At 42.7% G+C, this 13,645-nt stretch carries 13 protein-coding genes and 1 rRNA gene (1 of these 14 only partly in view); 6 read left to right on the forward strand and 8 right to left on the reverse strand.

Annotated features, from left to right (window positions below; genetic code table 11):
• Nucleotides 1-913: ribosomal RNA gene (locus HY035_03555) — 23S ribosomal RNA — on the forward strand (it extends 2,108 nt beyond the left edge of the window).
• Between the two features lie 198 nt (nt 914-1,111).
• Entirely contained in the window at nt 1,112-2,527 is a 1,416-nt protein-coding gene (locus tag HY035_03560; GenBank protein MBI3377466.1) for a sigma-70 family RNA polymerase sigma factor, read from the forward strand.
• Between the two features lie 8 nt (nt 2,528-2,535).
• Here HY035_03560 and HY035_03565 read toward each other — a convergent pair whose 3' ends face one another.
• The 8 genes from HY035_03565 to HY035_03600 all read right to left on the reverse strand — a co-directional run bounded on the left by HY035_03565 (nt 2,536) and on the right by HY035_03600 (nt 10,152).
• Entirely contained in the window at nt 2,536-3,570 is a 1,035-nt protein-coding gene (locus tag HY035_03565) for a LysM peptidoglycan-binding domain-containing protein (GenBank protein ID MBI3377467.1), read from the reverse strand.
• 131 nt (nt 3,571-3,701) lie between these two features.
• Nucleotides 3,702-4,832 (reverse strand): ATP-binding protein, encoded by a 1,131-nt coding sequence (locus HY035_03570; protein MBI3377468.1) that lies wholly within the window; start codon nt 4,830-4,832, stop codon nt 3,702-3,704.
• A gap of 314 nt (nt 4,833-5,146) precedes the next feature.
• Nucleotides 5,147-7,684: a tetratricopeptide repeat protein gene (locus HY035_03575; protein MBI3377469.1), complete on the reverse strand. Its 2,538-nt coding sequence runs from the start codon at nt 7,682-7,684 to the stop codon at nt 5,147-5,149.
• A gap of 50 nt (nt 7,685-7,734) precedes the next feature.
• Nucleotides 7,735-8,652, reverse strand: coding sequence for a J domain-containing protein (locus HY035_03580; GenBank protein ID MBI3377470.1), 918 nt, complete (start codon nt 8,650-8,652; stop codon nt 7,735-7,737).
• A gap of 190 nt (nt 8,653-8,842) precedes the next feature.
• A complete protein-coding gene (locus tag HY035_03585) occupies nt 8,843-9,127 on the reverse strand; it encodes a type II toxin-antitoxin system RelE/ParE family toxin (GenBank protein MBI3377471.1) in 285 nt (94 codons plus the stop codon).
• Nucleotides 9,124-9,387, reverse strand: a complete 264-nt coding sequence (locus HY035_03590; protein MBI3377472.1) for a ribbon-helix-helix protein, CopG family — start codon at nt 9,385-9,387, stop codon at nt 9,124-9,126. Before HY035_03590 ends, HY035_03585 begins: the two co-directional genes overlap by 4 nt.
• Before the next feature lie 313 nt (nt 9,388-9,700).
• Entirely contained in the window at nt 9,701-9,865 is a 165-nt protein-coding gene (locus tag HY035_03595; protein MBI3377473.1) for a hypothetical protein, read from the reverse strand.
• A gap of 128 nt (nt 9,866-9,993) precedes the next feature.
• The gene (locus tag HY035_03600) at nt 9,994-10,152 is read right to left on the reverse strand and encodes a hypothetical protein (GenBank protein MBI3377474.1); all 159 of its coding nucleotides are present in this window, start codon (nt 10,150-10,152) and stop codon (nt 9,994-9,996) included.
• A 365-nt stretch (nt 10,153-10,517) separates the two neighbouring features.
• Here HY035_03600 and HY035_03605 point away from each other — a divergent pair, with 365 nt between their 5' ends.
• The 4 genes from HY035_03605 to tuf all read left to right on the forward strand — a co-directional run.
• On the forward strand, nt 10,518-10,889 hold the full coding sequence (locus HY035_03605) for a 30S ribosomal protein S12 (protein ID MBI3377475.1): 372 nt from the start codon (nt 10,518-10,520) through the stop codon (nt 10,887-10,889).
• 12 nt (nt 10,890-10,901) lie between these two features.
• Nucleotides 10,902-11,372 carry a 30S ribosomal protein S7 gene (gene rpsG / locus HY035_03610; protein MBI3377476.1) on the forward strand — a complete coding sequence of 157 codons (471 nt, stop codon included), beginning with the start codon at nt 10,902-10,904 and terminating at the stop codon, nt 11,370-11,372.
• 21 nt (nt 11,373-11,393) lie between these two features.
• On the forward strand, nt 11,394-13,466 hold the full coding sequence (fusA, locus tag HY035_03615) for an elongation factor G (protein MBI3377477.1): 2,073 nt from the start codon (nt 11,394-11,396) through the stop codon (nt 13,464-13,466).
• A 49-nt stretch (nt 13,467-13,515) separates the two neighbouring features.
• Nucleotides 13,516-13,645: elongation factor Tu (gene tuf, locus HY035_03620; GenBank protein ID MBI3377478.1), on the forward strand; the 130-nt coding region annotated here is incomplete at its 3' end.

A 13,645-nucleotide genomic window follows, 5' to 3' on the forward strand; every position in this document is an offset into this window, starting at 1 on the left:
CTGTCTCGGCGAGGGGCTCGGCGAACTTGAGATACCGGTGAAGACGCCGGTTACCCGCAACTAGACGGAAAGACCCTGTGCACCTTTACTATAGCTTGACAGTGAGCTTTGGTGATATATGTGTAGGATAGGTGGGAGGCTTTGAGGCGTGGGCGCTAGTTCACGCTGAGCCGTCCTTGAAATACCACCCTTATCTTACTGGGGCTCTAACCTGTCCCCGTGATCCGGGGAAGGGACACTGTCTGGTTGGTAGTTTGACTGGGGCGGTCGCCTCCTAAAGAGTAACGGAGGCGTCCAAAGGTCTCCTCAGGCTGGACGGAAACCAGCCGTCGAGTGCAAAGGCATAAGGAGGCTTGACTGCGAGGCAAACAAGCCGAGCAGGTACGAAAGTAGGGCTTAGTGATCCGGTGGTTCTGAGTGGAAGGGCCATCGCTCAACGGATAAAAGGTACGCCGGGGATAACAGGCTTATCGCGTCCAAGAGTTCACATCGACGACGCGGTTTGGCACCTCGATGTCGACTCATCGCATCCTGGGGCTGAAGTAGGTCCCAAGGGTTCGGCTGTTCGCCGATTAAAGCGGTACGAGAGTTGGGTTCAGAACGTCGTGAGACAGTTCGGTCCCTATCTGTTGTGGGCGGAGGAGACTTGAGGGGAGCTGTCCTTAGTACGAGAGGACCGGGATGGACAGACCTCTAGTGTTCCGGTTGTCATGCCAATGGCAATGCCGGGTAGCTATGTCAGGAAGGGATAAACGCTGAAGGCATCTAAGTGTGAAGCCCACCCCAAGATTAGGTCTCCCGTGGAGTAATCCACCTAAAGGTCTGTGGTAGACCACCACTTTGATAGGCTGGAAGTGTAAGTGCAGTAATGCATTCAGCTGACCAGTACTAATAGGCCGTGAGGCTTGACCCTTATTTTTAATTTCTTTCTGTTGTCAAAGTTAGGGATAGAAACTATTGTACTAAATAGTTTCTATCCCCCCTTGTCAAATTCTTTTAAAAGAGTACAATTTAAGCAAGACCAGTTTAAAAAATCAGAGAGATATGAAATAGAGCAGGTGCCTAAAAACACGCGTTCTGTTTCAGATATCCTGATATATGTGACAAGAAGATGAGAGAAAGAGATATATTTGAAGAAATACTTGAAATCGGTAAGAGACGAGGAGTTCTTACCTATGACGAGATAAACGAAGCGCTTCCTTCCGAATTTTTTTCCCCGGATGAGTTAGAAGACCTGATGGACCTTCTTCATGATATGGGAGTGAAGGTTGTAGATAACGAAGAAGTTGCCCTGCCTGAAGAGGAAGCAGAAGAAGAGGTCGAAGAATACGAAAAAACAGAAGATCTTGTCCAAGCTTATTTTCATTCCATGGGTGATATATCAATACTTACCCGGTACGAAGAAACCGAGCTTGCCAAAAAACTTGAAGAGGGCAAAGAAATAATAAAGGCAATAGTGTCCTCGCTGCCGATTTATAAAAACGGCGAGATACTGCCCGAAGAGGAAGAAGAGCCTATTCCAGAGGAGGAAAGGGCAGACGAATTGCTCTTGAGAACTATCAACAGGCTGGAAGAGCTGATGAGGCAGATCGCTGTAATCGATAACAAACTCCCCAAGGGCAGTTTGTTAAGGGAACTAAAGAAGACAATCAGTGAAAAGAAGAAAAAAGGGATAAACACAAAAAAGCTTGAGGCAACCGCAAAAGATGTGCAGATGGAATATAGAAAAATAGAAGCAGAAATAGGAATAAAGGCAGATGAATTTAAAGATATGTGGAGCCGCATATCAAAGGCAAAAGCGCTCATGCTTGAAGCAAAAAACGAGCTCATTACGCGCAATCTCAGGTTGGTTGTTAACATAGCCAAAAATTATGTCGGCAGAGGCCTTCCGCTGCTTGACCTCATACAGGAAGGCAATATCGGCCTTATGAAGGCTGTTGATAAATTTAAATACGAAAAAGGCTTCAAGTTCAGCACATATGCTACATGGTGGATAAGACAGGCGATAACAAGGGCGCTTATTGACCAGACAAAGACCATAAGAGTGCCTGTTCACATGATGGAATTTTATAACAGAGTTACAAAAGCCTCAAGAGAACTTACGCAGCAGCTTGGAAGAGAACCTACCAATGAGGAGATTGCCAAGAAACTTACAGTGCCGACGAGGAAGGTTGAAGAAGTCTTCAGGGCGATACAGGATCCTATTGCTCTCCAAACGCCTGTCGGAGATGAAGATACAGAACTCGAAGATTTTATTGGAGATAAAAACAGCCCGTCTCCTTACTCTGATGCTGAAAGGAATGAAATATCCGAGCAGATGCAGCAGATACTGAAAACCCTTACTCCAAAGGAAGAAAGAGTCATCAGGATGAGGTTCGGGATTGGAGCAGACAGGGATCATACACTTGAAGAAGTCGGCAGGCATCTGTCAATAACAAGAGAAAGAGTCCGCCAGATAGAGGCAAAGGCATTGAGAAAACTCAAACATCCAAGCAGGCTTAAAGCGCTTAAGACCTTATCAACATAATTTAATTTTTACTTCACGCCGCTTATTTCATCGCCGACTCTGACTGCGGATTCGCTTCGCTTCACAATAGCAGTTGCCGTCGTAGGCTTTAGATTAATAATCTGAATGATCCCGCTTGTTCTTGATTTGTTGTATTTGTCCACAGACCTTGTTTTCAGTATATCGCCGAGTTCGAGTCCGTCATTCTTGCCTTTATCTATAAACAGTATGTCATAGGAGCCGCTAATGAGTTTCATGTAGTGAGATGCTATTACAAAGCCGCTGACATCAGGCTTTCTCGGCGCATCTATTTCTATTATCGGTTCAACTTCGTGGAATGTATCAAGCAGGTCTCCTACACGTATGTCACCGTAAGCCCTTGTGATTTTTGCCTTTGTAAAGCTGTTTTCTTTCCCTGTTATCTCTGCGATGCCAACCACGGCAATAAGAGAGCCTATTTTCTTGTCGGTTTTCGGATGCTTTACAAGGGCGGTTGGGCGTATGATATAGAATCTCTCGCCTGTATTTGAATCAGAATCTGTTTTTACGTATAGGAAGTCATTATCGCCAAAAAGCGTTTTTCCGGAAGGGGATCCCGTTACTTTCCCGACGCTCTTTATTTCTTTTGCGATATAATCTGTAATATACCCGCTTGATAGTATCAGATTCTCATCGGCAAGATAATTTTTCTTGACAGGTTCTATTTTAGTTTCAACAGGTTTCAGTTGTTCTTCTTTTTTCGGAGTTGCCGCTCCTGTCTCTGTCACTGCAGATGCTTTTTCTGTAGCGGCTTCTTCTGCCTGCTCTTTTTGAATCAGTCTGAGCGGGATTTTTATCATCTGACTGGGGAATATCCTGTCAGGATTTTTAATGTCGGGGTTCTCCTTCCATATCTTCGGCCAGAGAAAAGGGTCCCGTATTTCTTTAGAAGAGATGTCCCAGAGAGTGTCTCCTTTCAACACCTGATATTCCTTGTATTCCGTATCCTGACCGGATGAGGTTAGGAAAGAAAATGCGATAACCATGAACGCCAACATGCCTATGAGACTTATTTTTTTGATCATCTTCGTCTCCTTTTAAGCTTAAAGTAATATGCTTTATATATTATATTACAATTTAAAGATTTGTCTATAGTTTTTGGTGAGGGATTTTCGGGTTCCGAAAAGTTTAAGGCATTGGTTTTACAACAATAACCCTAATCCCCGTTTTTCATATGCCTGATCCAAATGCCGAAAACAGGGTCAACTATCCGATATGTTTTGTCCTTTACTTCAATATAATCAAGGGCAATCAATTTTTTAATAGCACCTTGAACTCCACCTATAGAGCCTAAATTAAATTTAGACATATACTCAGCAGAAAAGAGACTTTCCGTCGGTTGCTCGGCTAAGGCGGAAATAAGTTTTATCTGCTGAAGCGAAAGGGACTGAATAAGCGCTTCATAGACAGGTCTTTCTTCCTCAACAGCCTTCCTAAATCCTCTGGCATAGTCATCATCCTTTATCTGCTTGCCGCTGATTTCAAAAATAGAGTATGGTATCCTCTGAATGTAGTAGGGGTAACCATTCACCGTTTCAACGATTTTTTTGGCAAGTTCCTCAGAACAAACCTTTCCTCCAACTTTAAACTGCTGGGTTATAAATCCCACAGCTTCTTCATCAGGCAGCGGGGTTAAGGGATAATTTATTGCGCTCCTGTAAAAAGGCCTCTTTTTTTCGTTAAACATATCGTTCAGAATTCTTCTTCTGCTCCCTACGAAGAAATAAGAGGCATTTGCATGCGTCTGTATGTGGCTCCTCATTATCCCCTCAATCTGTAACGCCTCCTGCAACTCAACGATCTCCTGAAATTCACCAAACACTATATGACAACCCTTCTCATAATCATTAATGAACCTGCCAACAGCAGAAAGGGTATCTTCAAGAAGGTCTATTCCTTTTTTCTTTGAAGTCGGTTCAACAGTTAAAGAGATGCCATATTCAGGGTCCGGACGTAAAACAGGCCGCCATGCAGTTATTATCTTTACAACTTTTTTAAATAAAGGTTCATTTTTCTGGCTGAACGCATAAACACGGGAAACTAACCTTGCCGTCATATCTTCAATCGAATCGACCCCAAAGAAATCGATATAAATAGCGGCAGAGCCCTGCTTGGCTAATTTATTTTGCACTCGCTTTACCAGTGATGTCTTGCCGTATCTCCTTGGAGAAATCAGAACTACATTGGCTTTGTTTCGAGCGTGGGAAGTAAGTTCTTTCATTTCATGCTGACGGTTACAGAAAGGAGCGGAGAGAGGAAGCTCTCTAAAATAGAACGGATTTTGCATATGTACCTCCCCATTACTGATTCATAGTTACTATAAGATAATAACTATTATATCATAAAGCAAAACTGTGATAAAATTCAAACAGGTTAGTTACGCGTTATTTAAAACGCATATGCTCTCTTTTATGTCTGCCCTCTTTAACGCTTTCTTTATTGCCTGCTCTATGCGCACATCACCTGTGAAGTCGCAAACAAGAGCGTTTTGCTACCGCAAATTTCTCCCTATAACTCGCACACGCGGCCTTGCCGGTAGCGGTGCTGATTTCATTCTGGAACAGTTAGGGTGTTCCAGAAAAGATTATAGGTTACGATTTTTTACTCCGGCTTCCCTGTCATCACAAATGCGCCCCAGTAAAATGGATTCTGTTTCTTCATCATCATGTTCAGTTTTGCCTGCCTCAATGCCTCTGCCTTTGTCCTGCCTTCTGACATCAGTGTGTAAAAATCTGTCATAAGTTCTGTTGTTTCTGCGCTTGGAACGCTCCATAAACTCATTACCAATGTCTTTGCGCCTGAAAGTATGAAAGCTCTCTTTAAACCAAACACGCCTTCTCCGTTTTTCACATCTCCAACGCCAGTCTCACACGCAGACAGCACCACAAGGTCTGTTCCCTTCAAGTTCAGTCCGAGTATTTTTTCTGCGCTCATTATGCCGTCGTCCCTTCCGGCTTTGAGCGAGGCATTTACTCCTGAAAACACTATCCCGGAACGGAGCATCGGATTTTCAATATTGATCGTCTCGTCTTTTGCCATAAAGTCTTCTTTCAGTTTTATGGTGATTCCTCTCGTCTCACTGCTCCCTTTGAGTTCTTCGTCATTAAGGAAATATCCGTGAGTTGCAAGATGGAGTATTTTAGGCGTCTCTGCGGAGAATATCATTTCTTCAATTGCTTTTGTGTTCTGATAGTTCTTTACCTTAATTTTCTTTTTGTGAGTCAAGACCTTCTCTATGGTGTCTGCCTCCTGTTTTGTATCAGGAAGCCTGTCAAAGCTTATATTCAAGACATCTTTTGATAATCCTCCCCTTATCGTCTTCGCCACCTTCATTTCCTTTGTCATTTTATCCCGTTCCATTAATCCCATGTCATAGTCAGGGTCTGCGATGATAAGGGCGTCGCCTTTTGCGATGTTTGTATCGGTAAATCTGACTATATCCCTTCCTGCTGATATGTAGCTGATTGTATATTCTTCCATAAGGTATTTATTTGAAGGTGTTACCAGCGCTTCGAATGGTATCAGGTTGAGATTACCGTCAGGGCTTATAAATAACTGCTTCCTGCCTTTTATATATTTCTCCAACGGTTTAATCGCAATATCATATATGGCACGGGCGGCTTTGTCTAAGGCTGCTTTATCAGGAATTTGGCCTATTGTTTTTATTCTGTTCATCTCCTGAATGTATGCCTTAACATGCTTTTCTATATCTTCGGCGTCTGATATTTCGATTAATTTGACTTCAGGTTCTTTCTGCGGTATCAGGACAAAGGCAAGATATTTTGGTTTATCCCATTTGTTTGTCTTGAAGTCATAAAACTTAATCCTTGCAAAGTCTATGTATGCTGAATCCTTTGGCAATATTTCTGATATGTTTTTTACATCAGCTTTGCCGATTGTTTTTTCAAGGGCAAAATCCTTGCTCAGTCTGCTTAACTCGGCTTCAAGTGTCTCTTTTTGCTTTTGCAATTCGGCAATCCTGTTTCTGTAATCTTCAAAACTCCCCTTATCATCTGGTTTTGATAACTGCATCTTTGCTATTTCCCTGCGGATGTTGGTGAGTTCAGCAAACTTCTTTTTTATCTCAGGGTCGCCGGATTGCATTGCCGCATCCATATATCTTCCCTGCGCCTCTGCAACTGCACCTTTCCACTTGAGCCATGCATTAAATGTATCGGTTATTGCTTGAGAGGATGATTGCATGTATTTAACTGTATGGGTCATAAAGGCATGGATAGAGCCTTCCTTCTGATTCATATAGCTAATTTTCTGTTTTTCATTAAAGAGCAAAAATACATTCTCTCTCATTAAGTCATCTATAGAAATACCTCTTTTAAAAAGATTTTGGCTTTCAGGATGTCTCTCTGTTGCGGCATAAAGAAACGCCAGATTTTTAAGAATTAGTGCTACAGCAGGATGTTTTTCCCCATATGCCTTCTCTCTTATCTCAAGTGCCCTTTTATACAATGGCTCGGCCTCTGCATGCCTGCCGGTGACCCTGTAAAGCTCTGCCAGAGTATCTATGATTATTGCTGTAGCAAGATGTTCCCTGCCAAGTGCTTTTTCCATTATCTCAAGTGCCCTTTTATGCAATGGCTCGGCGTCTGCATACCTGCCGGTGGATTCATAAAGCACTGCCAGCTTGTTAAGACTTGCTGCTACAGAAAAATGGTCTTTACCAAGTGCTTTCTCAACTATCGCAAGTGACCTTTTAAATAATGGCTCGGCCTCTGCATACCTGCCGGTGACTCTGTAAAGCTCTGCCAGCATGCGAAGAACTATTGCAGTATCAGGATGTTCACTGCCACGGATTTTCTCTCTTATCTCAAGTGCCCTTTTATACAATGGCTCTGCCTCCGAATATCTGCCAATGACTTTGTAAAGTCCTGCCAGATTATTAAGGCTTGTTGCCACATTAGGATGGTCTTTGCCGAGTGCTTTTTCAACTATCGTAAGAACTTGCTGTGCATAAGGAATTGCCTCACTGTATTTTCCCTCCCCATACAGTTCTTTTGCTTTCTGATTGAGTCTTTTGACTTCATCAAGAGCCTGCTCTTGCCCTATTACTGCCTGAGAGAATATTAGAGATAAAGACAGAGCTAATATAGCCAAAACGCCTATAGTTCTCCCTTTTTTCATCTAATTGTATCCCTCAGCCCCTGTGGCACTCGTTCATCTTAGAAGCTTCTTTATTCAATCCCAAATTCTGTCTCAGAAATTTCTGTCGTTCGCATATTTCCGTTATAAACCTTGTAAAGAGTCATAGAAATATTACTGTATCGAATACCGTCTTCCAGATGGATTTCCTTAAGTTGAAAAGATTCTGATTTTAATAAAGAACCTGCTTCGATATCTCTGTAACGCACATCGTAATTGCCAGATCTAACATTATTCATTGTAAATTTATCTCTTGGGGCTATATAGATAAGCCTTACAGCTAACAGCTGTTTACCATCAAGAAAAACAAGCTTCACAAATACATCTGAATCGTTCTGAGAATTATCAATTGTAACGGTAGACAATCCATTTGTATTAAATCTCTTATAGCCTTTAATGTACCCAGATTTATTAGGCCATGGTTGTCCATTTGGCGCAGTAGCTGGGCGAATATATCTAAAAGTAATTGGCGTATTATTTGTCACATGTCGTGTTGCAGGCTGGAAGTTATCCTTTTGTCTCGCAATATGTTTATTAGGTGTGCTCGAATTGGTTGCATATACCAAAATAAATAGGATGGGAATTAAATACCATCCCCAAGATTTAGATATGTGTTTAGACAAATCAAATTTTGCACCGGCATTTGGTGAAACAGGCGGAGAGGGTGAACGATGTGGGGGTGGAGAAGTCGAGTTGACATTAGTTTTAAAGTTCTCTCTCTCAGCTTCTATCTTTGCAATCCGTTCATCATAGTCCTTTCTTTTTATGGGGTCAGATAAAATTTCATAAGCAGCATTGAGAATGCCCATGATTCTATGTGCCTCTTGCGTTTTTGGGTTTATATCGGGATGATATTTTTGCGATAACGTTCTATAAGCTGCGCGTATAACTTCCTGCGGAGCATTTCTTGCTACTTTAAGATTATCGTAATGAGTGCGAATCTTGCCCATTTAATTTCCGTAGCTTCTAACATTATCTTTTATGCCGCATGCGTCTTTTCGTGATACTTTAGGGAAAAACTGCGGGCTGAGTCAAGAGAAATTATTATCCTCAGATGTTGAATATCCCCTCTTTACCCTATCTGCGGTAACACTGATTTTTAATCAATTCGACAGAATCACTTAATGGCTTTTGTATTTATCAAAACTTCGTCGGCCACTTCCGGGCCGCATGAAGTACGCGAAGGATTTCTATGGTATTGTTCTTTACGCGGTATGGGATGATATAGGGAAGCCCTGAAATAACCAACTCACGCGTTCCTTCCACTCTTCCTGTGCGGCCCATAGCCGGGTGCTTTGCGAGTTGCTCTATGTGACTTAAGATGCTTCTCGCCACATCTTGTGCGGCATGAGAGTTATCATTTTCAATATATTTTCTAAGTTCTATAATATCTAAAAGAGCATCCTTAAACCATCTTATTCTCATTCCGGTGGTTTCTTTTCCTTATTAGTTCCCCATGTGTCAAGCCATGCAGCTACTTCTTCATGCTCTATAAACTTCGCCCCCGAACGGTCAGCCGTTTCTACTGCTCTTTTAATCTCTTGAACCTGCCATTCATTGATCTCCAGAAATCCCTTTACAGCATTACTTACAAGAAATGATTTTGACCGGGCTGTTGCCTTGGCAAGCCTGTCAAGGCGCTTCTTTGTCTGATCATCGAGTCTTACTGTTAAAGTGGCGCTCATAGTTCCACCCCCCTTTAGCACATAATAACACAATGTGTTCATCTTTCCAATAAATAAATTTCACTCGCCTACACACGTGAATATTTTTTGTCTGTCTATCGGCAAGAGGCTGAAAAGCGACTTATTCGGCGCCGAATAATAGCCGTTAGTAACAGTGAGTAATGGTTAGTAATCAAAGGACGCATAAGACTCAGGATATGTTGAAGCGTTTATTACCTGTGAGAAATCCGCAGCAGCAAGACACTCTTGTTTTTACGATTTGCAGGTGTTATACGTTTTTTTATACCATTGATTTTGAATCAATTCGACAGAATTACTTAATAGCTTTTATATATTTTCCCCAATACCGATACATCTGAATTTCATGTATTCCCATTTCCTTTGCAATCTGAACTTTATTGAGGTTTTTATTCAGAAGTTTCCGGAATTTCTCAGGATTGAACTTTATCCACGCTCTTGCCTTTCCTTTGCGCTTCACTCCTTTTCTTCGCAAGGGAAAGTATAATCCTGCAATAGTTTTGTATGGCAATTTCAATTCTTTGATTATGTCCTTGAGGCCTTTGAGGCTCAGATATAGTGATTCGGCTTTTAAAAACTGTTTTTTTGTCAGAAGGCCGTAGGGCTTCCTATTAGGACTTTTGATATTGTAGAGGGTTCGGATATGCCCACATACCCGTGTGAACACCCTATCTTCCTCGCTATCTGACTGTTATTCTTTTTTGCAAGCAGCTTCCTGATTTGTTTCTTAAGTTTTGTCTGTCGCAAAACACCCTCCTATCTCGCTGGCAGTTCCAAGGAATACTGTAACTATACAAGAGATAGTATAACTGACACAACCTGCCCTGCACTATAATCCTTACATATAGAGATTCTGATTGTTTAGTTAAGGAAGAGCTTTTCAGTAAAAAGTAATGTGATGTTTCTTTTTTTATGCTTCCTCTGATATACTATCTTTTCCTACGGTGAAGATTTTGAGCAGGGAATGCGGTTGCTCTCTCATGCAGTTCAGGGGTCACTCAGGGAAAATATAACAGGGTTGAGAGCAGTTGACAAAAGATATTTTCTCTGGTATGCTTTCAAAGTTTTCCCGTGGAATCTGTGTTTCGTGAAAAATACGATACGGAGGCAATGTGCCGACAATAGCTCAATTAGTAAAACATGGTAGAAAGAGTCTGGAAAGGACAACGAAAAGTCCTGCGCTCAAGATGTGTCCTCAGAAAAGAGGAGTCTGTGTCAGGGTATATACAACCACGCCCAAGAAGCCTAACTCTGCTCTAAGAAAAGTGGCGAGGGTAAGGCTGACTAATGGGATGGAGATTACAGCTTATATCCCCGGAGTCGGTCACAATCTTCAGGAACATTCTATAGTGATGATTAGAGGCGGAAGAGTTAAGGATCTCCCCGGTGTTGGATACCACATAATCAGAGGAACGCTTGACTCTATGGGCGTTGCTGACAGAAGACAGGGAAGATCCAAATACGGGGCCAAAAGGCCCAAATAACGGAGCGGATAGATGCCAAGAAGAAGAGTTGCAGAAAAGCGTGAGATTTTACCGGACCCAAAGTATGGCAGCAAGGTTGTCAGCAAGTTTATCAATGTGCTGATGGAAGACGGTAAAAAAGCAACAGCTGAAAGAATATGCTATGGGGCATTTGAAATTATCAAGGAAAAAACCAATAATGATCCGCTTAAGCTTTTTAAGACTGCGCTGGAAAATGTTAAACCGGTGCTGGAGGTTAAACCCCGGAGGGTTGGCGGCGCAACATATCAGGTGCCTGTGGAAATAAGGCCCCAGAGGCGCATGGCACTGGCATTTAGATGGCTGATAAGTTATTCCCGTGTAAGGGCGGAAAAGACAATGAGGGAACGGCTTGCGGGCGAGCTGCTTGATGCATCTAATAACACAGGGACGTCTATAAAGAAGAAGGAAGATGTCCATAGAATGGCAGATGCTAATAAGGCATTTGCCCATTATAGATGGTAGAGAGAGCAGAGGAGAAAGATTTTGTCAAGTTTTCTGTTAGAAAAGACACGCAATATTGGAATCATGGCACATATAGATGCAGGAAAGACTACGACCACAGAGCGTATTCTCTACTACACAGGCGTCACGTATAAAATAGGTGAGGTACATGAAGGCACTGCAGTCATGGACTGGATGGTTCAGGAGCAGGAAAGAGGCATAACAATTACCTCTGCCGCTACCACATGTTTCTGGAAAGACCACAGGATTAACATTATAGATACGCCAGGGCATGTCGATTTTACCATTGAGGTTGAAAGATCTTTAAGAGTTCTTGACGGCGCCGTGGCTGTTTTTGATTCTGTGGCGGGTGTTGAGCCTCAGTCAGAAACCGTCTGGCGGCAGGCTGATAAATACAAGGTGCCACGAATAGCATTTATGAATAAAATGGACAGAGCAGGAGCAGATTTTTTTATGAGTGTTCAAAGCATGGTGGACAGGCTTGGAGCTAATCCGGTGCCTATACAGATACCTATAGGCGCTGAAGAAAAATTCAGGGGGCCTATAGACCTTGTGGAAATGAAGGCAGTATTTTTTGACGATGAGACTATCGGCGCAAAATATGTGGAGGGCGCTATCCCTGACGATATGATGCCGGCAGCCAGGCAATACAGGGAGAAGATGCTTGAGGCACTATCAGATGTTGATGAAAATATTATGGAAAAATTCCTTGGCGGCAACGAGATAAGCGCAGAAGAGATAAAGACAGCATTAAGGAAAGGCACCATGCAGATGAAACTGACGCCTGTAATATGCGGCACTGCATTTAAGAACAAAGGTGTCCAGCTTTTGCTTGATAGTATTGTAGATTATCTTCCGTCTCCCCTTGATGTTCCTCCGGTATCAGGGACAAAGCCCGGTAATGGTTCTGAGGTAATAAGAAAGGCAGATGTAAATGAACCATTCTCAGCGCTTGCTTTTAAAGTGATGACTGACCCGTATGTAGGACAGCTTACATTTGTAAGGGCATATTCCGGCGTGCTTTCTGCGGGTTCATATATTTACAACTCTACAAAGGATACAAGAGAGAGGGTTGGAAGGATTTTAAAAATGCATGCTAACAAGCGTGAGGAGATAAAAGAGGTTGCCGCAGGAGATATAGCCGCAATAGTCGGCCTGAAGAATACACTTACCGGCGATACTTTATGCGATGAAAAGTCACCTGTAATACTTGAATCCATGGAATTTCCTGATCCTGTCATATCGGTTGCGATTGAACCGAAGACAAAGGCTGACCACGAAAAACTATATGAGGCGATGGGAAAGCTTACTCAGGAAGACCCTTCATTTAAGGTTTCATACAATGAGGAGACAGGCCAGACAATAATATCGGGAATGGGCGAACTTCATCTTGAAATAATCGTTGACAGGCTTTTAAGGGAATTTAAGGTTGAGGCTAATGTTGGCAAGCCGCAAGTCGCTTACAGAGAGACAATCAGGATCTCGTCAAAGGCAGAAGGGAAATTTATAAGGCAGAGCGGTGGACGCGGACAATACGGCCATGTATACTTAGAGATCGAACCTGTTCATGGCAAGGGTTTTGAGTTTGTGAACAAGATTGTAGGCGGTACAATACCGAGAGAATATATCCCGGCTGTTGAAAAAGGCATAAGAGAGGCTATGGACTCAGGGGTTCTTGCCGGATATCCTGTTGTTGATATTAAAGTAACGCTCTATGACGGTTCATATCATGAGGTGGACTCCTCTGAAATGGCATTTAAGATTGCGGGTTCTATCGGTTTCAAAGAGGCTGTCAAAAAAGCAAAGCCTGTTTTGCTTGAACCGATGATGAGCATAGAAGTGGTTACTCCTGAGAATTATATGGGTGATGTAATAGGAGACCTTAGCTCAAGGAGAGGAAAGATACAGCAAATGGAGAAAAGGGGTAATGCGCAGGCAATAAAAGCTCAGGTCCCGCTCTCAGGGATGTTCGGTTATGCTACTGACCTCAGGTCCAAGACGCAGGGAAGGGCAAACTATACAATGCAGTTTTCACATTACGAAGAGGTGCCCAAGGCCATAGCTGAGGCCATCGTAGCAAAGGTTAAAGGTTAAGGGTGAATAAATTGACTAATATTTTTATAAGTATAAGCAGGAGGCAATAATGGCGAAGGCAAAATTTGAGAGGACGAAGCCGCATTGCAACGTAGGGACGATAGGGCACGTAGACCACGGCAAGACCACACTGACGGCAGCAATAACCAAAGTGCTGTCATTCAAGGGACAGGCGCAGT

Source organism: Nitrospirota bacterium (assembly GCA_016195565.1).
Classification (GTDB): domain Bacteria; phylum Nitrospirota; class Thermodesulfovibrionia; order Thermodesulfovibrionales; family UBA1546; genus UBA1546.